This window comes from Mucilaginibacter frigoritolerans, from assembly GCF_007830615.1.
Classification (GTDB): Bacteria; Bacteroidota; Bacteroidia; order Sphingobacteriales; family Sphingobacteriaceae; genus Mucilaginibacter; species Mucilaginibacter frigoritolerans.
The window spans coordinates 1-25,193 of record NZ_VLLI01000016.1 but is presented as its reverse complement, the minus strand read 5'-3'; the positions used below and the strand labels follow the sequence as shown (position 1 = coordinate 25,193).

General features: G+C 41.2%; 13 protein-coding genes and 1 rRNA gene. 12 read left to right on the top strand and 2 right to left on the bottom strand.

Annotated elements, in window-relative coordinates:
* Positions 1-93 precede the first annotated feature (93 nt).
* Positions 94-1,815 carry a GH39 family glycosyl hydrolase gene (locus tag JN11_RS21525; RefSeq protein ID WP_211360874.1) on the top strand — a complete coding sequence of 574 codons (1,722 nt, stop codon included), beginning with the start codon at positions 94-96 and terminating at the stop codon, positions 1,813-1,815.
* Positions 1,816-2,019: 204 nt separating this feature from the next.
* Here JN11_RS21525 and JN11_RS21520 read toward each other — a convergent pair whose 3' ends face one another.
* Together JN11_RS21520 and JN11_RS21515 are read right to left on the bottom strand one after the other, a co-directional pair.
* Entirely contained in the window at positions 2,020-2,772 is a 753-nt protein-coding gene (locus JN11_RS21520) for a GH12 family glycosyl hydrolase domain-containing protein (protein ID WP_211360873.1), read from the bottom strand.
* 190 nt (positions 2,773-2,962) lie between these two features.
* Entirely contained in the window at positions 2,963-3,430 is a 468-nt protein-coding gene (locus JN11_RS21515) for a CAP domain-containing protein (RefSeq protein ID WP_144916046.1), read from the bottom strand.
* Positions 3,431-3,577: 147 nt separating this feature from the next.
* Between JN11_RS21515 and JN11_RS21510 the strand changes: the two genes are divergently transcribed.
* The 11 genes from JN11_RS21510 to JN11_RS21460 form a co-directional block, all read left to right on the top strand.
* Positions 3,578-4,411: a response regulator gene (locus JN11_RS21510; protein WP_144916044.1), complete on the top strand. Its 834-nt coding sequence runs from the start codon at positions 3,578-3,580 to the stop codon at positions 4,409-4,411.
* A gap of 352 nt (positions 4,412-4,763) precedes the next feature.
* Positions 4,764-7,661 carry a glycoside hydrolase family 9 protein gene (locus tag JN11_RS21505; protein ID WP_144916042.1) on the top strand — a complete coding sequence of 966 codons (2,898 nt, stop codon included), beginning with the start codon at positions 4,764-4,766 and terminating at the stop codon, positions 7,659-7,661.
* Positions 7,662-7,979: 318 nt separating this feature from the next.
* Entirely contained in the window at positions 7,980-8,996 is a 1,017-nt protein-coding gene (locus JN11_RS21500; protein ID WP_144916040.1) for a GntR family transcriptional regulator, read from the top strand.
* A gap of 63 nt (positions 8,997-9,059) precedes the next feature.
* Positions 9,060-10,649, top strand: a complete 1,590-nt coding sequence (locus tag JN11_RS21495; RefSeq protein WP_144916039.1) for a solute:sodium symporter family transporter — start codon at positions 9,060-9,062, stop codon at positions 10,647-10,649.
* Positions 10,650-11,483: 834 nt separating this feature from the next.
* A complete protein-coding gene (locus JN11_RS21490; RefSeq protein ID WP_211360872.1) occupies positions 11,484-14,639 on the top strand; it encodes a SusC/RagA family TonB-linked outer membrane protein in 3,156 nt (1,051 codons plus the stop codon).
* 11 nt (positions 14,640-14,650) lie between these two features.
* Positions 14,651-16,168 (top strand): RagB/SusD family nutrient uptake outer membrane protein, encoded by a 1,518-nt coding sequence (locus tag JN11_RS21485; RefSeq protein WP_144916037.1) that lies wholly within the window; start codon positions 14,651-14,653, stop codon positions 16,166-16,168.
* A 281-nt stretch (positions 16,169-16,449) separates the two neighbouring features.
* Positions 16,450-18,660 (top strand): alpha-galactosidase, encoded by a 2,211-nt coding sequence (locus JN11_RS21480; RefSeq protein WP_246139067.1) that lies wholly within the window; start codon positions 16,450-16,452, stop codon positions 18,658-18,660.
* A gap of 166 nt (positions 18,661-18,826) precedes the next feature.
* A complete protein-coding gene (locus JN11_RS21475; protein ID WP_170227823.1) occupies positions 18,827-19,912 on the top strand; it encodes an SGNH/GDSL hydrolase family protein in 1,086 nt (361 codons plus the stop codon).
* Between the two features lie 25 nt (positions 19,913-19,937).
* Positions 19,938-22,271 carry a glycoside hydrolase family 95 protein gene (locus JN11_RS21470; RefSeq protein WP_144916034.1) on the top strand — a complete coding sequence of 778 codons (2,334 nt, stop codon included), beginning with the start codon at positions 19,938-19,940 and terminating at the stop codon, positions 22,269-22,271.
* Positions 22,272-22,286: 15 nt separating this feature from the next.
* Entirely contained in the window at positions 22,287-24,356 is a 2,070-nt protein-coding gene (locus tag JN11_RS21465) for an alpha-amylase family protein (RefSeq protein WP_144916033.1), read from the top strand.
* Positions 24,357-24,959: 603 nt separating this feature from the next.
* Positions 24,960-25,193: ribosomal RNA gene (locus JN11_RS21460) — 16S ribosomal RNA — on the top strand; the annotation flags it as partial.

Below are 25,193 nucleotides of genomic sequence, written 5' to 3'. Positions count from 1 at the left end.
AGCTTTGCGATATGAAAATGTAACGGTAATTGAATATAGACTTTGAGTATAATTGTTTAAAATATAAGAAAGGCCATCACCAATCGAATTTCAATGAAACAAAATATTATGAGCTCCAAAATTATTTCAAGGTGTTTTTTCTTCCTTATTCTGTTATCAATATCATTAGGTGGCTATGGACAATCTAAAACTCCTACAGTTTCTATTGATGTAAATTTATTACAAACAGAGGGACGTCTGCCCCCGATCTGGGAGTATTTCGGATATGATGAAGCAAACTATACCTATATGAAAGATGGGAAAAAATTACTGACAGAAATTGCTGCTTTAAGCCCGGTAAGGGTAAATGTGAGAGCTCATAATATGCTGACCAGCGGCGATGCTATCCCAGGTTTAAAATGGAGTTCAACCAATGCTTATACCGAGGACTCCAATGGAAAACCGGTTTATAACTGGAAAATTATTGACAGTATTTTTGATACCTATATTCAGCGTGGTATGAAACCAATTGCCGAAATAGGCTTCATGCCAGAGGCGCTGTCCGTTAATCCAGGGTCCGTAAGTGAAGAAACTCAATTGGATAAAACAAAACCGAAACATTATTCGGGATGGCCATATCCTCCAAAGAGCTATGAAAAATGGGCTGAACTGGTTTTTCAATGGGTGAAGCATTCTGTGCAACGTTATGGCAAAACAGAAGTAGAGAGCTGGTACTGGGAGGTATGGAATGAGCCTGATTTAACCTTTTACTGGAAAGGAAACACGGACGAATACATTAAATTATATGACTATACTGCAGATGCGGTAAAGCGGGCATTGCCGACTGCAAAAATAGGTGGGCCAGAAACCACCAGTCCTGATGGAAAATCGGGTGGCGAACTCCTGCAAAAGTTTTTAACGCATATTGTAAGCGGGAAGAATTATGTTACCGGTAAACCGGGTACCCCGCTTGATTTTATTACCTTTCACGCTAAAGGTGCTCCTAAACTTATTGATGGAGTTGTATGGATGAATATGGGGAACCAACTTAGGAGTATTGACAAAGGATTTGAGATCGTTTCATCTATACCTTCTTTAAAAAAACTGCCCATAGTTATCGGAGAATCAGATCCTGAGGGTTGCGCAGCCTGCCCGGGAGACCTTCATCCTGAATATGCCTACCGCAACAGCACCATGTATGCCAGCTATACGGCAGCGGTGATGACCCGTACCTATGACCTGGCCACAAAAAGAGGGGTTAACCTATCAGGTGCTGTAACTTGGGCATTTGAATTTGAAGATCAGCCTTATTTCAGAGGTTTCAGGGACCTTGCTACCAATGGTATTGATAAACCTGTTTTGAATGTATTCAGAATGTTTGGAATGATGCAAGGCAACAGAGTAACCACTACGTCAACCTCAAAGCAAAACTATATAACCATTCGCGACTCGAGTGTAAGAGGGCAGGAGCCGGACGTAAATGCATTAGCTACAAAAAGCACAAATGCTACCGCCATATTGGTTTGGAACTATCATGATAAAAATGATACCGATGTTCCGTCGACACCTGTTTCTATATTGGTAAAAGGACTTCCGCTGCGAAATGTATTACTCACTCAATATATTATTGATCAGACGCATAGTAATGCCTATACGGTGTGGAAAAAAATGGGTTCACCAAAGACTCCAACACTGGAAGAGTATAAGATATTGGAAGCTGCAGGTCAGTTAAAAGAAGCTTATTCTCCAAAATATATTACACCTGTAAATGGTGAAACGAAAATTGATTTTGACTTGGAAAGACAAGGCGTTACTTTATTAAAAATCACTTGGTAAACTTATTTGCAAAAATCAGTTATTAGGAACTCATTTTCCCCATCAATATAGGTTGAAATTGGCTCAAAATTGTTGGTCAGATTTTACATTTGATTATTTCTTTTTACTCTTTAAAAAGTCAAAAGCCTCAGGTCGAAAACACTGAGGCTTTTTTTGACTGACTGAAACTAATTGTTAGGTAATTGTATAGGATTAATTACAAAATCAATTGACAGTAGCTGAATAGCTGTTGCAGTCGAAATTAAGACCACCATTTGATGACGTGATCTCAAACCCGAATTGAACCTTATCCAGCGTGGTAAAGGTTACCCCTTTACTCTGAATAAAATTAAGAATGTCCTTTATATTAACGGTTCCAGATGATGTTTGGCTATTATTTAAAAAAGAATATACAGCATTTGTTCCGTTAGAGCCCACATAAACGGTATAAGTAGGGCCTCCGGAAGTAGGCGTTACATTTGTGTAAGTCGCTATTGGAGTGCCATTGCCGTTATAGCCAACGGCAATTGGATTTACCGCACCGGTCCAGTTCTCCCATATCATAATTTCATAAGCATAGTTATTGCACCATATATCATAGGTGCTTTCGGCAGCAGCACCGCTGCTGGGAACTGTTACATTAAAGCTGCTTTGAACAGTGTGTAAGCCGCTAAATGTTTGATGAACGCCATAATCTGAATTTGGGTATGACTTTACCCCACTGGTATTTGGCTGGTCGGACCATACCCCCCAGTTGCTGTAGGAGTTTGCCCAAATAGATTGAAAGCCAGCGCCACTTCCCCATATATTGTTTTCGATATAGTAGCCACTGCCTGCATTCCAAGTGGCATATTGTGCAGATGACGACCAGTTTGCCTCTACTTTGGCATTAGCAGAAACAGGAGCAGGTGCCTTAGCTTCTTTTTGACATGAGGCCATAGCTATGGCTGCAATTGAAAATAAAAATACTTTTTTCATAATTTTAAGTTTTATTATTGGTTACCCAAATTAAAACTATAATTATCCAAAAGCCTTTCACTAATTGCTCAATTGTTTGCACTAGTTTCTCATAGATATAATAAATATAAACTAATAGGTAATTTGCCTGATGAATAGTCTGTTACAGTTGTGGTTGTTTTACAAATAATTTATTACGGCAGCGCTGGGTTTACCTCCCAAATTCCTGCACCCAAATGGTATTATACCTTGCGGCACCCAAGTCTACATAGGTGCTATCCATCATCGCTCTGCAATGATCTTCACTTTTTGTCCAGGCAGCCATTACCTGTTGAACATCGTTGTAACCGGTTCCAATATTTTCGCCTATATACATTCCTGTGTAGCCTGCTTGCAGGGCCCTCTGTATTGGTGAAGAGCCATCAGGCGCTATATGATTAAAGTAATTATTAACAAACATATCTTTTGCATGAGCAGCAGCAGCAGCTTCAAGATCGCTGTTCCATTTAACTGCCGGTACTGGTGGCATATAGGTTGTACCGCAAGTGCAGCCCGTACTTCTTAATGCGTTAACGGCTGCAAGCATATCTTTATGCACATCCTCAGTAGGGTTGCTCTCTTTTTTGCACCCATAAATAATAAAGCATAGCAACACTCCAAGGTTAATAAATTTTTTCACGGATACGAATTGGTTAGTCAATTTTAACCATTAAAAGTTATATCAGGAAAGCAAAATAGCTTTTTTCAATAAAACTGTCTTAATTACATGTAAAAATATCATTACCTTTATAAATACAAAGGGCGTTCTGCTCTGTAAAACCTACTTATGTTTGATCAAAATAATATCCGGGCATTGCTACCTGATTACGTTCACTGGAAAATACCTGCCGATGACGGGAAGCCTTTGGTGCATATTATTGAAGATGACTATGAGATGCGAATGGTAATAAAAGATGAATTTAAAGATTATTATCGCATTATGGATTCAGAAGATGGTTTAACAGGCTTTGAAAAAACTATTACAGCTATACCCGATGTAATTATAAGCGATATACAATTGCCGGGTATAAACGGCATAAAATTATGTAAGCTATTAAAGGAAGACCTACGCACCAGCCATATACCTATAGTACTAATTACGGGTTATGATGACGAAAATAGTTTACTTAGGGGATTAAAGAATGGTGCCGATCATTATGTAACAAAGCCCTTCAGTTTTGACATTCTAAGAGCCCGGGTGGGTAACCTGATAAAATCAAGAAAGCTATTGCTGAATAATTTTTTAAATGGACGCCGGCTCTCGCACAATAAAACCGGGCTTACCAATACTGACGAATTACTTTTGCGGAAAGCTTACGCAACCATTGAACAGAACATAAGTAATTCGGCCTTTGAGGCAAATGATTTTGCCAGAGCCATTGGAATGAGCAGGGCCCAGACTTACCGTAAAATAAAAATTATTACGGGCCTGTCGGTTAAGGAGTTTATTCGCATTTTCCGCCTTGAAAAAGCAGCAGAGTTACTCACCACTACCAGTCATAACATTTCGGAAATTGCCTATCAGGTAGGGTTTAGTTCCGTAGCCTACTTTTCATCCTCTTTTAGCCAATATTTTAAAATTTCGCCCACAAGGTACATTTCCTTAAACAAGAGCAAATAACTTGTTCTTAATATGAAGTTTTATATGCAACCCAAACAGTCAACAGGTAGAATAGTGTTTTCTGTACAATAGATTTGAGTTCGATTTTATCAAAGTACTCTAAGTTTCAAAATGGCAAGTTCGTTTATATGGCAAAAAAATGCATTCATATAATCTCCATTTAACAGAAGCAACCATGTATAAAAGGATGAATAATTAAAGTGTTATGGAGCCGGATTGCTGTTGTTGTAAATTTTAATGATAAGGTGTAGCGTAAATGTAGGGTCTCCTTTGGCCACTATTTTGAATTGAGAGTTTTATAATTACAATTCATTGCATTTAGGCTCCTTGTTTTACCCTGAGATTTAGAATTATGAGATACTTATTATTGCTTGCTGCGTTTATTTTTTTGTCTGCCTTTTATCTGGTCAGGAAACCGATGGAAGCGGAGTTTAAAGATTCTGCAGCTTACCGCTGGCTGAATAAAAAAATCTACGACAAACGTACGTTAGATGATATGGAAAGCCTCGATCACTGGAAATCATTTACCTCATCAGGAGTACAGGTTGTTGATGCCAGAAAGGTAATGACCACACCTGATTCGAGCGGTACAGTTGCTGACATATCGCTTTCGAAACAATTTGTTCATCAGGGGGATCATTCCTTACTCATGACCACGCCAACAAGGCTTGAAGGCCCGGCACCTAAAAATGGCCGCGGGTGGGGGCGTTCTGGCATCCGAAGGCTGTTCAATGGTGAAGACTGGACAAAATACAACCGTATTTCTATCTGGATTTATCCGGATTTGCCTGGATTTTATACAATTGCATTGGATGCCCAGCTGTATAATGACGGCAAAGAGAAACTTCCCGCAATTTTCGGGCAGGAAGGCCAAACCTCCTGGGTGCTTAAAAATCACCAATGGAACCATATTGTTTGGGAAATCGGCAATGTGGCCAGGGATAAAATAACCAGCTTTGAAGTTTCCTATGGTTTGTCCGGGAGCTATCCCGGGGAAAGCGATAAAATTCATTTTTATTTTGACCAGATGGAGCTGGAGAAAGTTGACCCGGACAAAATTGAAGGTTGGGATGTTTGGAAGGGACGGATCGCTTACGCGCATACCGGTTACCAGACCGGAGCTCAAAAAAGCGCGATAGGTAGTTATATCACTGCTAAAGATTTTAAACTAATTAATCAGCTAAATGGTAAAGTGGTATTAGACAAGCCCGTTAAACAAGTAAATTCAGCTATAGGAAACTTTCAGGAAATGGATTTTTCGGAGGTCCGAACACCGGGAACTTACGTTTTGAAAGCCGGGGAAACTGTTACGCAGCCGTTTCGCATCGAAGCAGATGTTTATGAACGTACGGTTTGGAAAGCGCTCAATTTTTTTTATGCAGAACGCTGCGGTATGGCAATACCGGGCATACATGGCAATGAACACAACGACTGGATCTGTATCCATGGGAATCGTAAGATAGTGACCAATGGTGGCTGGCATGACGCTGGCGACCTGTCACAAAGCTTTGAAGGTACTGCAGAGATTACCAGTGCATTACTAAGTATGGCTGAAAAGCTTAAAGAACGGGATGATAACCCAAAGCTTTATGACCGGGTTACGGAGGAAGCTCAGTGGGGGCTTGACTGGATCCTGAAAAATAATTTTGGCGATGGCTACCGTAATACAGGATCATTAAATAGCCGCAGAACAAATGATATTATCGGCGATGATGATGATCCGGTTACTTATGCACAAAACAACCCGATGGCTAATTTTGAGGCAGCGGGTGTTGAAGCGCTTGCTTATTCAGTGTTCAAAGAAAGTGATCCGCGGCTGGCAGCCTATGCACTAAAAACGGCAGAGGCCGATTGGCAATTCGCGATGGCAGGCATGCCATCAGTAAAACCATCTGCCGATATTTGGCGGGGAACTTTTGATTCGAACAATGTAGAGGATGAGCTGCCGGCGCAGGCAATCATTAGTTCAGTGGCTTTATGGAAAGCGACTCACGCATTGCAATATAAAAATTTGGCGACCCGGCTTGCCCCGCTTATCACCAATGCCCAACAACGGAAGCGCCCTGATTGGAAAGTACCGTTTACAGGATTTTACTACACGAGCACTACACACGAGCGGATTTTACATTATTGTCACCGGGGACGTGAGCAGGCACCGACCATGGCATTAACCGCACTTTGCGACGCTTTTCCGGATGATGCCAACTGGATGAAATGGTACGCTTCGGTAACGCTTTATGCTGAATATTTAAAAACTATGGCTAAATACTCAGCTCCATACCAAATGATGCCGGCGTCAATTTATGTGGACACCGAATACAGGCATGTACCCGAAAGCCGCCAGGAATCATTTCGTACGCAGGTATTACAAGGCATATCTTTAGGCTCGGGGCATTATCTGCGGATTTTTCCGGTTTGGATGGACTACCGTGGGAACTTTGGTACAATATTACCTCAAGCGCAGGCTTTAGCCAGTGCTGGCCGCTTACGTGGTGATCTGGCCAGTGAAGAATTGGCTACGAAGCAATTGGAATGGATTATTGGTAGAAACCCGTTTGCTGAAAGTACAATGTACGGCGAAGGACATGATTACATCCCGCTATATTCACCATCTTCAGGTGATATGGTTGGCGGGCTACCTGTTGGTATACAAACGCGCGAAGCAAATGATGCGCCTTACTGGCCTGTGCAAGCAATGTGGACCTATAAAGAAATATGGGGTCATCCGGTTACTAACTGGGTCTGGCTTTTAAAAGATGTGGAGGGTTCAGCTATCGTTGGGGGCCTTGCAGATGCAGCCGTAACTTTTAAGGACAAAATCTCCGGGCAAACAACGACCATTCTTCCAGATAGATCTTCGAAGCATTTTAAAATAACTTTACCAGAGGGTCAATATGAAATCAGCAGTAAAGGGCTGAAACAAAGCCAAACTTTTTTACCTGGTTCTTCTTATCAACTGGAGTTCCGTTCCAAATTCATGTTTAGTTATAAAATAACTAAACAGTCCGCGCAAAACGGAGATATAGTGATCGAAGTTATAGCGCAAGGCACAGGAAACCATCAATTCACAATCCGTACGGATAACCTTTCATTGAGCGATTATTCAAAAGAAATCAAATTTACCCCAGGCGTCGCTGCTAATTTTGAATGGCGGGGACATATTACGGTGTCTGACGAGCCATGGGTTGCGGTAATTATTGCTGATAAAAATCTAACCGAACGAAAAGAAATTCGGGGTGCGGCCTGGTAAATTCGCTGGAATATTAAGCGTTATATGAACAGACGTGTTGGATTAAAATCAATCCTGCAATTTCTTTTGTACGATTAATTAATATCACGGCTCCAATAGCATATACCTATCTAATTAGGATAAGCAGGAACTGATGGCAGATAAATTGATTGAACCCAATTTAAAAAGGGTTTACCTGAAGTTACGTTCCTAAAAAAAATATCATCGCAATGCGGATTTTGCGCAAATAAATTTACCTTTGGTCTTATACTATTCTATTCCATTATTGACTAAATCATAATGCAAGAAAGAAGTCGAAGTATGATAAAAATACATTAGATGAGAGATATCTATGACCAGATACATGAGCTTGAGGGTATACCACGGCTAACCAAGCATGAACAGTTTGTGCAGGGCATTATCAATGCTGTTGATAATAAAGTAGTTGCCTTGGGCGATCTGCTCCCGTCAGTCAATAAGTTGATGAATGAGCTGGGCTTTGCCCGGGAAACCATCATGAAGGGCTACAAGGAGCTCATCAAGCGTGGTATTGTAGAATCCCGTAACCGTATGGGCTTTTTCATTGCCAGTGAAGATACTGGTCAGAGTCTGCGGGTAGCGCTGGTGCTTTACGCGTTTGATACTTTCCAGGAAACATTCTACAAAACATTTAAGAAGCACCTCGATCAGGATGTGCATCTCGATGTATTTTTCCATCATAACAATATCGACATCCTGGACACTATTATCAACAACATACGTGGCAAGTATGGTATATACGTGGTGGCTCCCATCCCTAACCCGCGCACCAAAGATATTCTGAAAAATATTCCACTGAATAAATTTCTGATGATTGATCGTTTTGAGCAGATGGACGGAGACTTCTCTTACGTTACACAGGAGTTTGAACAAGCGACTTACAAAGCTTTTTGCGAATTAAAAGACGTAATAACACGTTATGATGAATTTGTTTTCTACTACCGCCCATCTACAGATACGCCAATTGAAATTTTACGGTCTTTTAAAAGATTCATTAAAGAATACGGCATAAAAGGAACCATACATACGGAATACACCCCAGGGGCAATCACTAAGGGAAAGGTATATTTCACAATTAATAATACAGAGTTATGGGCTATGCTGAAAGATTGCATAGATAAAAACCTCGATCCGGGTGCTGACGTAGGCATTCTATCACACAATGATGATATGGTAAAAGAGATCATCTGCGGTGGTATTACTACTTATTCTACCGATTTCGGGTTAATGGCAGAAGAAGCGGCTGTGTTTGTAACGTCAGGCAAAGCGATCAAAAAAATCATTCCCACAACGCTCATTAGACGTAAATCATTGTAGCGTTTATAAGTAGAGTGTATATCTGTATTCCGATCAATTTTATCATACGCGTTTTAGTTTGTTATGCTGCTTAGTTTTATCATTTGTACCGGATTGGTAGCCTTGATTTCCTGGCTTAAAACAAGACGAACACGCTTGAAAACGGTGAATGATTATTTTTTAAGCAATCGCAGCCTTGGTTTTGTGCTGGTTGGCTCTTCTATCTTTTTGACCAACCTGAGCGGCAACCTGCTCATCGGTGAAAACGAGTCTGTGTATATCAATAATATGTCTGTTATGGCCTGGGGGATGACGTCTATCCTGGCCATGCTCGTCGTTTCGGAATTTCTGCTACCGGTTTATCTACGTATAGGTGCCATTACTACCCCCGATTTTTTAGAGCACCGTTTTGACGCAGTTACCAAGAGAATAGTATCTGTTGTTTTTCTGGCTAGTTATGCAATCAATCTTATTCCCACCATTTTATACGGCGGCGCCCTGGCTATGAACGGCATTTTTCACGTTAGTCAGCACATGGGGTGGAATTCAACTGCCACTTGCTGCGTGCTTATTGTGGTCATCGGTATTTCGGGTAGTTTATACTCTATTCTGGGCGGTCTGCGGGCCATGAGCATTTCTGATACGCTTTTGGGCCTGGGAATGATGACTGGCTGCCTGCTCATATCTTATTACGGTTTTAAGTATCTCGGTCATGGCAATTTATTAAATGGGGTGGGGGTGATATTGCATCAAAAAAAAGAGCACCTCAACGCCATCGGCTCAGCTGGAGACGCGGTGCCCTTTGGTACAATTTTTACCGGCATGCTGCTCATGAACTTGTACTACTGGGGCATGGAGCAATTTATAGTACAGCAGGCACTCGCTTCCAAAAATCTAAAAGAATGCCAGAAAGGCATAGCACTGGCCTGCGTGGGCAAATTGCTTTCTCCGTTAATTTTGAATTTGCCGGGATTGATTGCCGTGCACCTGTATCCTCATCTTGATAATACCAGGGAGGTGTTCCCTAGGCTGATATCAGATATTCTGCCCGGTGTTTTCCAGGGTTTTATGGCATCCATCGTTTTAGGTGCAGTTTTCAGCACTTTTAACGCCGGCCTCAACAGTTCAGGAACGTTATTTATCATGAACATTTATAAGCCCTGGTTTGATAAAACCGGAAAGCAGAAAAACGATGAGCAATTGGTGCGGAGCAGTAAAATCTTCCAGGTGCTGCTCACGCTGCTGGGATGCTGTATAGCGCCGTTCATTATTTTGTTTAAAGGCGGTTTTTATACTTATATCCAGATGCTGTCTGGCTTTTTTACCGTGCCCATTTTCTCTGTTTTGCTTGTAGGCTTTCTGACACGCAGAGTGCCGCCCGTGGCCGTAAAAATTGGATTGGCCTTTTTTATAACGACTTATGCCATCGTTATCTTGATATTTCATCCGCCAATGCATTACTTGCATGTGCTGGCTATCCTGTTTGTAGTTACCGTTGGCATAATGCTACTTATTGGGCGACTGTTCCCGCTCAAGGTGCCTTATCAGCCAGAAAAACATCCTGTTGTAAATGTTCAGCCCTGGCGTTACCGGCATTGGGTAAGTGTGTTGCTCATTATCCTTATGGTGCTCGCCTTTGTCCTGTTCTCATCAATAGGCATTGCCGGTAAATAGCGTGTGCGGTTTACTAATAGTATTGGGCCCCACTGATGTAAGGCTCTTGACCAGTATTCGAAGTTGAAATTTTAGAAGGCTGGCTTTTTCTCCGAAAACATTCCCCTTTTCAATATTTCGCAATCATAGGCGAACGATCCTGTCGATAGATTTTTATCTGTACTATTCTATACTTTATTTAAAAATTCATTTTTAAGTCTTGTTGAGTTTTTCTAAAACACATTTGGTAGTAGGCTTATCCGGGGAGTTTTAAAAATAAAATAGATATCGATTAAAGTATATCACAAATAACTTTACAATTGCAATTGTTGGATAATAAGAATTTAACCAATATAAAATAATTTATTACAGCGTCTTCAATGGGAAATGGGTGCTGCCTAAATATAAAGAATTCAATACTTAAATAGCTAGCATTATGAAAAATGTAATGAAAACTTGCAAAAGTCATTTTATATTTTCATTTTTGAATTATAGTATAGTATAGAATAGTTAAGCCCTCTATGCTATTGTGCCAATTATAAACCAGTTGCTTAAAGAATAGTGTTTTCCATTGTAATGTTGTACTAGTAGTGCATTGTACAAATGGATGTTTGATGTGTAGCCATAGCTAATTGTTTACTGCGAAGTGAATAATTGTACTATGCGGCTGGTACAGTAAACTATAGGTAAGTAAACAAACAAATTTTAAACAATATAACCCATCTCACATGAACCTAAAAAAACACCTGCCGAAAAGAAAATCTAAGGCCACGATGCTTGTAGCTCAACTTTAATACATCCTATAGTATTTTCTACCATTCATTCCATATTAATCAAACCAATTCAATTTAAATTATGAAAAGATTTACTCATTCCATTTTGAAGGATGGCGACATGAGACAAGCCTTTTCCGGCATTTGCCCAAAAAGGCAGCTTATGTCCGGTAAACACAAGCTTGTTTTATTTCTCCTGATCCTTTTACCCTTGTTAACCTTAAACGCCTACGCGCAAACCATCACGGTGAGCGGTCAGGTATCAGATGCTAACGGTGTCCTGCCTGGTGTAACAGTAAGTATTCCGGGCACAGGCAATGGCGTTGTTACTGATGTTAAAGGTGCCTATAGTATTAAAGCAGGCCCAACAGCCGATCTTTCCTTTAGCCTTATCGGATATAAAACCCTGTTGATCCACATTAATAATCAAACAAACATCAACGTTACCCTTCAGGAAGAAAATAAAGAGCTGAATGAAGTGGTGGTAGTGGGCTATGGTGCCCAGAAAAAGGTTAACCTTACTGGATCTGTTTCAACTATTTCGGGAGTAGATATGATTAAGCGACCAGTTGTAAATACAACCACTATGCTGGAAGGCCTTGCTCCCGGTGTGGCGATAACCCAGGGCAGCGGTGAACCTGGAAATGAAAATGCTTCAATAAAAATTCGGGGGGTAGGCACCTTCAGCGGGGCCGGTTCCGACCCTCTGGTGCTAATTGATGACGTTCCGGGCAACCTGAACGATGTCAATCCTACCGATATTGAAAGCGTTTCTGTATTGAAAGATGCTTCGTCCACAGCCATTTACGGCTCGCGGGCGGCCAACGGCGTAATTCTGGTAACCACAAAGAAAGGTAAAGCCGGCAAACTTAAAGTTGAGTACGACGGCAATGTTGGTATCTACACCTACACTAAAATGTTTAGTTTGGTTACTAATTCTGTTCAGTATATGAATATGTACAATACAGCCCGTATCAATTCCGGTCTTACCGATCCAACGCAACTATACACACCGGCAGAAATTAACGCTTACGCGACGCATCCGAATGATCCTTTGTATCCAAACACGAATTGGTTACCATACCTTTTCAGGACAGCGCCAACACAAACGCATAACCTGACATTTAGCGGAGGTAACGATAAAACGACCTACAATATAAATTTTGGGTATGTTGATGAAAATGGTATCATGCGTGGGTTTGATTACCAAAAATACAATATTCGTTCAAATCTACAATCCAAAGTTAATGATCATATCACCTTCGGTACCAATATCCTGTTAAAATCAGGAGTAACAGATGCTACTTCAAATGGGTCAGAAGATATGTTCTTGTCAACATTATCACAGGCACCCACTTACGGACCTTATACGGCAGATGGCAGCGGTAATTTTACATACAAAGCATATCCGTTTGAGTATAATAATAAAAACCCTGTTGCAGTGTTGGATGATGGCTTATACCATGATACCAAGGATTACGTAGCGAACATCCAGGGTTGGGCAAATGTGACCTTCAACAAAGATTTTTCATGGTACACCAAGGCCGCTTTTAACGGAGAATTTGATAATTACAAAAACTTTGTTCAGAACATTCCGGAATATTATTATCAAACCGGACAATTGGGTACAACTCTTGACCTGGGGCAGGGGCTAACCGTACAGGACGAGCATACGATTTATTCCAATTTATTCAGTTACCTGAAATATAACCACTCTTTTGGTAGTCATACAGTTTCGGCACAAGCAGGTTGGAGTATTGAGCAAAGCGATTATGAATATCTGCAAGCCTACAGGCAAAATTTTGTCGACCCTGCTTTGCAGGAGATAAACGCGGGTAGTACTGATCATATTACTAATGCAGGTACGAGTAATGCATGGGCGCTGGAGTCATGGTTCGGCCGCGTGGATTACAATTACAAAGAACGTTACCTTCTGGAAAGCAACATCCGCTTTGATGGTAGTTCGAAATTTGCTCCCGGTAATAAATGGGGGACTTTTCCATCCGCTTCTGCCGGTTGGAGAGTTACAGAGGAACCATTTGTTAAAGACCTCAATTTAAACTGGCTCAGCAACCTTAAATTCAGAGGATCATGGGGGCAAGTCGGTAATCAAAATATAGTGGAAGGTGGCTATGGTGTACTTTATCCATATCAGGCATTGTTGAATTTTACAGGTGCTTATTCATTTAATAACCAAAACCTGACCACCGGAGTTGCGCAAACACAATTAAATAATTTGCAATTACAATGGGAAACGACCACCATGACGGACATTGGTGCGGATATTACTCTTGTAAAGCATTTTAATGTCACTTTTGATTGGTACAATAGGGTCACTTCAAATATTTTGAGGCAATCCCAAATCACTGCCGTTGTTGGGCTACAGGCGCCTACCATCAATGATGGTACGGTAGATAATAAAGGCGTTGAACTTGGCCTTACTTATGGTAATTCCGTAAATGGCGGTACTTTTAGCGGGCTGACCTATAACTTTGGCCTTAACCTGGATCATAACACCAATAAACTGGTGAAGTATGGCGCGCCTGATATTTATAGTAATAGTATCAATGAGCAGGGCTATCCAATCAATTCTTTTTATATGCTGCAAGTGGTAGGAATTTTCCAGAATGCACAGGAAGTTGCTAATTCACCTAAACAATATGGAGATGCTACACAGCCTGGCGATCTGAAATACAAGGATGTTAACGGCGATGGAAAAATTGATGATAATGATAGGGTAATCATTCCGGGTGTTGTTCCCAAATTGAATTACTCCTTTAGTGCAAGTGGCAGCTGGAAGGGTTTCGATCTTTCGGTATTGATGCAAGGCGTATATGGTGTTAAGTACTTTGTTAATGATTGGGGAACAATCCCATTTGTGCAAGGTGCGCCACCAACCACCAACTGGTTGAATGCCTGGTCCCCAACAAACCCATCTACTACTATGCCCCGTCTTTACTGGGGATTCAATGCTCCGCAAAGTCTGACCCGCCCGTCCACCTTTTTTCTGCAGGATGGTTCATACCTTAGGGTGAAAAACCTGGTATTTGGATATACAATTCCAGTAAGTGTTACCAAACATATAGGTATAGATCGTCTTAGGGTCTACTTCTCAGGCGACAATCTTTTCACTTTTACTAAGTACCCTGGGCTTGATCCGGAACGCGCGGCAAGTGGTGATTTTCTCACTTACCCGCAAAATAAAATATATTCCTTCGGTGTAAACGTAACTTTTTAAGAATTGATAAAATGAAAAAACGAATATATATCATATGCATGGCTATAGTCACAACGCTGGGAGCCTGCAAAAAAACGCTCGATCTGAATCCTACAGATCAACTGGCTACCAGTACTTTTTTCAAACAAAAAAGTGACTTTGATGAAGCGCTGGCTTCTGTGTATGGCTCCATGCAGACCGAGGAGTTTTCCTACGGAATGGGTTTCCGGGATTGTCTTTCTGATAACGGCTACAATCAGTTTAATTCAGGTTCGGTAACCAGTATCGACCAGGGTAATCTGAGTGCAACAATCGGAGGTTATCAACAGGCAATATATGATGACGCATATACCAGCATCGCGCGTGTCAATAATTTTTTAACACAGCTAACAGCTTACAAGGGTGCTGATGTAACCGACGCTATAAGGAAGCAATATACAGGTGAGGTAATGTTTGTAAGAGCGTTTATGTATTATCAGCTGTACACCATTTATGGCGATGTGCCGTTGGTAACTCAACCACTCACGCTAGCCACACAGAAACAACCAAAAGTTCCCGCAGCGCAAATACTGGCACAAATTCAAAGCGACCTGAATTACTCGATCACTAACTTAAGCACCCAACCCTATATCAGCAATTATGGCCACGCCTGCGCATCATCGGCGCAGGCTTTACTGGCCAGGGTATTGATTTTTGCTGCGTACCAGGGGACAGGTACTGTTGATCCGACCATAATGGGTCAGGTTCGTGATTTGAGCAAGTCTGTGTTGACACAGTATTCTTTAGATCCGGATTTTATCAGTCCGTTCAGGGATGCAACCCAGATGACCAGTAATGAAGTTATTTTTACAATTAATTTCCTAGCGCCCAATAACACTGCACCATGGGATCTGTATTATGGTGACTGGGACGCCTGTGCTCCCTACGAAAATTTGGTAGACGATTATGAATGTACTGATGGCTTGCCCTGGGGCACATCACCATTGACTGACAAAGTAAATAATTTTAATAATCGTGATCCCAGGCTGGGAATGACGGTTTATAAAGGCTATATCGATTTTGGGAACGGCGAGGTAGATCATCCATCGAATCCTGTTCCAACTGGATATGGTACAAAAAAATTCCTGGAACCCAAGAATATACCTTATGGCTTTTCTACATTGAGCCAGCAGGATGCTGTTATCATTCGCGCAGCAGAGGTAATGCTGATGTATGCTGAAGCTGAAAACGAGCTATCGGGTCCGGATGCAATCGTTTACCAGCTGACCACGGCCATTCGGGCGAGGGTAGGTATGCCAGCTTATCCAGCCGGCCTGTCCCAAGACCAAATGCGCCAGCGTATACGCCATGAACGTAGGGTGGAACTGGCCTTTGAAGGATTACGTCAGTTTGACCTTGTGAGGTGGCATATAGCAGGCCCAACCCTAAACGGACTGAATACCGGTATAATCACCTTTAACTGGCAGGATAAATTTTACAAATGGCCATTACCACAAACAGAGATTGATAAAAGCGGTGGTGTGTTGGTGCAAAATCCTGATTACAAATAAAATTGAGTTATTAAGTATAACGGAGAGACGATGGTGTTCTTGTCCGGACAAAGACGGGGCTATTTAGGATCTGGATAGCCCTGTTTGTCTATACTAAGGTTTGCTGAACCGCCGGTGTGTTAATGATCAACATAAACCGGCGGTTTATTACAGTTACCATAAGCACAACAATGATTGGTTAAGCAGTGTCAATGAACTAATCATCAATCATGCGATGTTATAGCGAAAGAAAGTGCAGCCGGGTAAGGTTTATTTAAAGATTTTAAAAAAGTACTATACAATTGAAAATAACAGATATATATTTAAAGAGCAGGTATATTATACTGTGTTTAGTAACAATTGCCTGCTGCGGGCATGCTAAAGCGCAGCAGGTAACTATACCGGTGGAAACGGAGCAGACAGCTGTCGTTTTACAAACGGATGCCGCTGGGCATTTAAATACAATTTATATAGGGAAGAAACTGGATAAAACAGGTGAATATGAATTGGTTACCGGCGAATATAAACAGGCGATTGATTATAGCGGAATGTATAATTCTGCTTACACACCGGCCGGTTCACGAAACCTGCTGGAACCTGCCATTGCGGTCACACACGCTGATGGCAATAATTCACTCGATCTGCAGTATGTAAGCCATACTCAAACTAAAATTAGTAATGATATCTCACTTTTAACCGTGCTGTTGAAAGACCCGGTCTATAACTTCCAGGTTACCTTGTATTACAAATCTTATTACAAAGAAAATGTACTTGAACAATGGAGCGCTATACAACACCATGAAAAAGGAAATATAGTGCTGCAAAAGTTTGCATCCGCTAACCTCAATTTGTCTGCGGGCAGCTATTGGCTTCGGCAATATCATGGCGACTGGGTCAGGGAGATGCAGCCCGAGGAGACCTTGCTGACACATGGCATCAAAACGCTGGATTCGAAACTGGGGACGAGGGCTAACCTTTTTATGCCTTCCGTATTTATGGTTTCACTCGACGAGCCAGCTACCGAAGACCATGGCAGTGTTCTGTTTGGCGGATTGGAATGGAGCGGAAACTTCAAAACGGATTTTGAAATTGATCCACAAGATAACCTCCGGATTATATCAGGAATCAATAATTATGCATCACCTTATCAGCTAAAATCGGGTGAAGTGTTTGAAACGCCACCATTTTTATACACGTTTTCAACACAGGGTAAAGGCAAAGCAAGTCGTGACCTGCAATCCTGGGCCCGTAACTATAAACTGATTGACGGTAAAGGTTCAAGGCTGACCCTGCTTAATAACTGGGAATCTACCTATTTTGACTTTAATGAGGCCAAGCTCAATGAATTGTTAAAAAGCACCAAAAAACTAGGTGTCGATCTTTTCCTGCTGGACGACGGCTGGTTTGGTAACCAGTTTCCGCGGAATAATGATCACGCCGGCTTGGGTGACTGGCAGGAGAACCGTAAAAAACTACCGAATGGCATTGCAGCTATTGCGAAGGAGGCACAAAGCGAGGGAGTTAAGTTTGGGATATGGATCGAACCAGAAATGGTTAGTCCTAAGAGCAACTTATACCATCAGCATCCCGACTGGGTAATTAAACAACCCGACAGGCAAGAATATTACTTTAGAAACCAGTTGGTACTTGACCTGAGTAATCCACAGGTACAAGACTTTGTATACCATGTTATCGACTCCTTATTTATTAAGGATCCGGCATTGGCCTTTATAAAATGGGATTGTAATGCCGTTATTTATAACGCTTACGCCGTCCATCTGCATCAAAACCAGTCGCAGTTTTATGTTGATTATGTAAGGGGTTTATATAAAGTACTACAGCGGATCCGGGCCAAATACCCGGAAGTACCGATGATGTTATGTTCAGGTGGCGGCGGACGTGTTGACTACGGTGCTTTACAATATTTTACAGAGTTTTGGCCGAGTGATAATACTGACCCTATTGAGCGGATATTTATCCAGTGGGAAAATTCCTACTTCTACCCTGCCATTACAAGCGCTAACCATGTAACCGACTGGGGTAAAGAACCCCTGAAGTTTAGGGTTGATGTTGCGATGATGGGTAAACTCGGATTTGATATAGTGGTCAGCAAACTCAGTGGTGATGATCTTAAGTTTTGCCAGAACGCGGTGGCAATCTATAACGAAATCAAGCCGGTGGTATGGCAGGGAGATCAGTATAGGCTGTCAGACCCTCGAAAGGAAAATACCGCTTCGCTAATCTATGTAGATGCTGATAAGTCGACTGCGGTGATGTTTACGTATCTGGTTAATTACCGTTACGGAGAAGGAAGTAAAAGACCAATTCTGCTGAATGGACTAGACCCTGAAAAGAAATACCGTATCAAAGAGATAAATTTATACCCGGGCACATTGCCGGTAACCGACCATGAAAGGGTTTACACAGGTGATTTTTTAATGAAGATTGGTCTGAATCCTGAAGTAAATGTTAACAGGACAAGCGTAGTAATGGAATTGAATGAAATGAAATAATTTGTGTTATAAGATGATGAAAACGGGAATAAAAACAACTTTAATACAGAAATTCACTTTCGTCATGCTTTTTGCTTGTGCATGTCTATTTGCAAAAGGGCAAGACAAATCTGTTATAACTAATACAGGCTTGCCTTATAGGAACTATTATACGTTGGTCAATAAATTGAACAATTTTAAGCATGTAATTGCCACAAGAAAAAACGTTACAGTAACATTCCTTGGTGGCTCCATCACATACAATCCGGGCTGGCGACAAATGGTTTGTAAATACCTTACAGATAGATTCCCGAATACTGATTTTCATTTTATTGCTGCAGGTATACCATCTTTAGGAAGCCTGCCCCACGCATTCAGGTTACAGCGCGATATACTTGATTCAGGCAAAATCGACCTGATGTTTATTGAAGCCGCCGTAAATGACAGGGTAAACCATACTGATAGTATAACGCAGGTACGAGCTTTAGAAGGAATAGTTAGGCATGCTAAAAGAAGTAATCCATATATGGATCTCATCATGATGGCCTTTGCTGACCCTTACAAAACGAGTGACTATAACCAGGGCCTTATTCCGCCCGAAATAGCGAATCATCAAATGGTTGCTGAACATTATAACCTGCTATTTATAAACCTGGGTAAAGAGGTTCGTGATAAAATCAATAACAAAGAATTTAGCTGGGAAGGTGATTTTAAGGATATACATCCGGCGCCTTTTGGACAGCAACTGTATTTTGAAAACATAAAAAGCCTGCTTAATGCCTGTTTGGATGGTAAGACAAAAAAAACAATTAAACCATCATTGCCTAAACCATTGGATAAAGCAAATTTTGAGCATGGAAGTTACTATAATATCAGTAATGCCCGCTATAATTTCGGCTGGTCAATTGATAACAATTGGAAACCAACTGATGGCCTTGGTACTAGAGCAGGTTTTGTAAACGTGCCGGTATTAAGTTCTGTAACACCGGGCTCAGCATTGTCATTACCTTTTAACGGAACTGCGGTAGGCATTGCCATTATTTCCGGCTCGGATGCAGGAATTATTTCGTACCGGGTAGATGATGGTCCCGAAAACATGGTCGATTTGTATACCGAATGGAGCAGCATGCTGCACTTACCGTGGTATCTGTTGTTGGGCAGTAATTTAAAACCCGGAAATCACGTGTTAACTATCACCATAAATCAGCTGAAAAATAAAAATAGTAAAGGCAATGCATGCCGCATAGTTAACTTTTTGGTAAATAAACAATAAGAGCATAACTCATATAACATTAAGTATGATTCGTAAGATTTCTTTATTCACAATACTTAGCATTGTACTCATTAATACTTGTTTCGGGCAGCAGCCTTTGAAATTATGGTATGACAAGCCTGCACAGGTTTGGGAAGAAACCCTGCCTTTAGGCAATGGCCGTTTAGGTATGATGCCCGATGGTGGTGTAGCCAGCGAAAATATTGTACTGAATGACATTACCCTATGGTCTGGCGCACCACAAGACGCTAATAATTACAATGCTTATAAAGTTTTACCGCAAATAAGAAAGCTGCTTGATGAAGGTAAAAATGATGAAGCACAGGATTTGATCAATAAGGATTTTGTATGTACCGGCAAAGGCGGTGGTAGTGTGCCCTTCGGTTGCTACCAGGTGCTTGGCAATCTTAGCATAAAATATAAATACAATGGTGCTGATAGCACCGGCAGCCAATTCACCAATTATGAGCGCGAACTATCATTAAACAAAGCCATTGCCAAAAGCACATTTAAGGTAAATGGTGTTACTTATACCAGAGAATATTTTACCAGCTTTAATAATGATATCAGCATTATAAGGCTTACTGCCGATAAACCAGGGCAACTAAGCTGTAGCATAGGCATTAGTCGCCCGGAGCAGGGTAACGTGACCCTAAGTGATGATGAACTGCAATTAAGCGGTCAGTTGGATAATGGCATTGATGGCAAGGGCATGCAATACCTGGCGCATGTAAAGACCAAACTGCAGGGCGGTACCATGAGCCTTGCAAACAATATGCTGATCATCAAAAATGCTACCGAAGCTATAATTTATATATCAGCCGGAACCGATTTCAAGGGTGCAGCCTTCAAAAAGAATACGGAGGCTATACTCAACGCCGCTGTAAATACGCCTTATGCTGTCGAAAAGCAAAAGCATGTCAGCAATTATCAAAAGCTATTTAATAGGGTAATTGTTAATTTGGGCAATGCTGGTGATATCAAGGAAACAACTGATGAAAGGCTAATCTCGTTCCATAAAAACCCGGCATCAGACAATGGCCTGCCGGTATTATTTTACCAGTATGGCCGGTACCTGAGTATTTGCAGTACAAGAGTAGGCTTACTGCCGCCAAACTTGCAGGGTTTATGGGCAAATCAAATACAAACGCCCTGGAATGGCGATTATCACCTGGATATTAACGTGCAAATGAATCATTGGCCGCTGGAAGTATCAAACCTGTCTGAACTTAACTTGCCATTAGTTGAGCTGATTCGCGAAATGATACCGCATGGTGAAAAAACAGCAAAAGCATATTATAATGCTGATGGTTGGGTGGCACACGTAATAACCAATCCGTGGCATTTTACCGAGCCGGGAGAAAGTGCATCGTGGGGCGTAACTAAGGCAGGTTCAGGGTGGTTATGCAATAACATATGGGAGCATTATACATTTACCAACGATAAAAAATATCTGGCCAGTATTTACCCGATATTAAGAGGTTCTGCGCTGTTTTATAACAGCATATTAGTTAAGGATCCTAAAACAGGCTGGCAGGTAACCTCGCCGTCATCATCTCCCGAAAACTCATTTTATTTACCAAACGGTAAAATCGCCAGTATTTGCATGGGCGCAACCATTGATAATCAAATTATAAGGGAATTATTTAATAATGTGATTGCCGCCTCAAAAATATTGGGTAAGGATAAAGCTTTCAGGGCACAGCTAAGCGCTAAATTAAAGGAACTGCCGCCTCCGGGTGTTATATCTAAAGATGGTCGTATACAGGAATGGCTGGAAGATTATAAGGAAACTGAGCCGAAACATCGCCATGTATCGCATCTGTATGGCTTGTTCCCGGCATCATTAATAACGCCTGACGCTACGCCTGAACTTGCCGAAGCCGCTAAAAAAACACTTGACGTTCGTGGTGATGATGGCCCAAGCTGGTCTATAGCCTACAAAATATTGTGGTGGGCAAGGCTGCATGATGGCGACCGCGCTTTTAAACTATACTGCCAATTAATGAGACCAACTTTGCGTAACGATATTAATTATGGTTCAGGCGGTGGCATTTATCCCAACCTGCTTTCAGCAGGGCCGCCATTTCAGATCGATGGCAACTTTGGTGCTGCAGCAGGTATTGCCGAAATGCTGATACAAAGCCACGCCGGTTACATCGAACTGATACCAGCCATACCAAATGAGTGGAAGGGAACGGGAGAAGTAACGGGCTTAAGGGCACGCGGTAATTTGACCATTGATTTTAAATGGAAAGATGGTAAAGTAACTGATTACCACATCACATCAGCACAACCACGAATGGTTAAAGTGAAAATAAACGGTGTTATTAAAAATATAATGGCATTAAAAGTCTGATCAATCACAAAAAATATGAATCATCTTATAAAAACTACCCAACTGTTATTGCTATTGCTGATCGCTTTGCTGCCACTCGCTGTTTTAGGTTCAATACATGTTAAACACGTTAGTGCTGCAGATTCAAAAATTAATATGCTATATCTCAATGGTGTGGTGGTATACAATTTAAAAACCGGGATGTATAACGTTTACAGCCACCATGAACTGATATTTTCAAACATTGTTGCTACCTGTAAGGTAAAAGGAAAAATTTTGAGCTCGGCAGACTTCCCGGAACGGAAATATAATCAAATTAGCATCAGCGATAAATTCGGAAACGGATCAAGGCACACGGTCACACTTAGGGGCAATAGCGGCGTTGAGATGAAGCAGGTGTTTTACATATACAATAACCGGCCATATTTTATTACCCAGGTTGAACTAAGCGGAAGCTATTTAAAAAGCAATTATATGTCGCCCTTTAAAGGAAGTTTTGCCGGTATTAATGGTGATGCGCGTACTGTATTCTTTCCTTTCGATAACGATACTTTCATTAGCTATAATTCAAAACCGTTTATTGCACCGGCTGCTAACATCAGTTCTGAAACAGGAGCAGTATTTGATAATACATCTCGCAGGGGTTTTGTATTCGGGTCATTAGAGCATGAGGTTTGGAAAACAGGTGTAAGTACAACCGCTACAAAGGATAGTGGTAACATGGTTAATGTTTTTGGGGGATATAGTGATTCGACGGTTACCCGTGACAATATTCCGCATGGTGAAATTGGTGGTACTATAATTAAATCGCCAAAAGTATTTGTAGGTTATTTTGATGACTGGCGTGCCGGGCTGGAAGAATATGGCAAGGCAAACCGTATGGCCGAACCACCATTTATTTTTAACTGGACAAAACCAACACCCGTGGGTTGGAATAGCTGGGGAGTATTGCAGGATAAGATAACGTTTGATAAAGTGGTAAAAGTTGCAGACTTTATTGCCGATAGCCTGGCCGGTTTCAGAACAGGTAATACCGCTTATGTTGATCTCGATGCGTTTTGGGATAACATGCTGAAAGGCGGGAATGAAGGTGATTACAGCAAATTGAAGGAGTTTGCAGATTATTGTAAATCGAAAGGATTACAGCCGGGTGTTTACTGGGCGCCATTTACTGACTGGGGCTGGAAAAGTGGCTCTAACAGAAAGGTGGAAGGCAGCCAATATAATTGGGGCGATATATGGACTAAAGTAGGCAACGGCTATCATGAAATTGATGGTGCACGTGCTATTGATCCAACTCACCCCGGTACGCAGCAGCGTATTGCATTTATAATTGGCAAACTAAAAGCATGCGGTTTTAAAATGATAAAGATTGATTTTTTGGGGCATGGTGCAGCTGAATCAACACATTTTTATGATACCACAGTTACCACCGGCATGCAGGCCTACCATAAGGGAATGGAATATTTAATTAAACAACTTGATGGGCAAATGCTGGTTTATGCTGCAATATCGCCTAATTTGGCTACCGCGCGTTACGTACATACCCGCCGTATTGCTTGCGATGGCTTTAAAAGTATGCATGATACTCAATACACATTAAACAGTGTTAATTATGGCTGGTGGCTAACTTATATGTACAATTTTATTGATGCCGACCAATTGGTATTAGGTACAGAAACGCCGGGTGCAAACAGGGCGCGGGTGTTGTCAGGTATAGTTACCGGTACTTTTTTTACGGGGGATGATTTTTCAACCGCCGGGCAATGGGCTACGGTGGCTAAAAAGCTGTATCAAAATAAGGAATTGCTTAAGGTAATTAAAAATGGTAAAGCATTCAGGCCGGTTGAGGGTAATACAGGCGATAAAACAACTGAAATGTTTACCCAATGGATTGGCAATGATTTTTACCTTGCTGTATTTAACTACAGTAATGATGCTAAGGAATATGAAATAAACAAGCAACGCCTTGGCTTGGCACTAAATAAAAAGTATACTATTAAAAATCTGCTGCCGGATGATGCCCCAAGTTCGTTAACGCAATTATCGTCAAAGAGCAAACTGCCTGCGAATGACGCGGTCTTGTATAAATTCAGTAAAGAATAATAATATGATTTTTTACTAGTGGCAGGTTAGCACTGCTATGAAATATTGTAGCCAATAATTCGGGATAATTTTTCTGATATTTTGAGAAAAATGGTCCAATACGCGCTTTTTTTACATTACTGATTTTCCGTCAAGCGCACATTTGTAATGTGCTCAACCCAGTACGCGCACCGCTTTAAGCATTGTCTTGTTATCGTCTGTATATTTTAATTAGTTGTTTATTAAATGTTTATTTTATTTCGATGAAGTTAAAGTGTGTTTTTTGGACATTTAAAAGGTGTTTTTGTGCTTTTTGAATAAAAATATTTTTTATTTTTTTTTATTCAAAACATTCCTATATTTGCACCCCGCAATCAGGGTAGCACAATTGCTAAATAACAATGATTAGTTGACCATCGCAATGATGGTAGAGATAATAAAAAGCCAAATCGTGAGAGAAGGCGAAAAGTTCTTTGTTTTAAGGTATAACATATAACGTAGCGGGAAGATAATTTAATTATTATCGAGTCAAACGAATTGATGAAACCCGGGGATACTGTAAAAAGATATAAAATACAGATTCTATTATTAATAATAGGGTCAGTGAACAAACAAAAACATTTTACAATGGAGAGTTTGATCCTGGCTCAGGATGAACGCTAGCGGCAGGCCTAATACATGCAAGTCGGACGGGATTGAAGAGCTTGCTTTTCATGAGAGTGGCGCACGGGTGCGTAACACGTATGTAACCTACCCATATCAGGGGGATAGCCTCTCGAAAGAGAGATTAAGCCCGCATAAAATCACAGTACAGCATTGTATAATGATCAAATATTTATAGGATATGGATGGGCATGC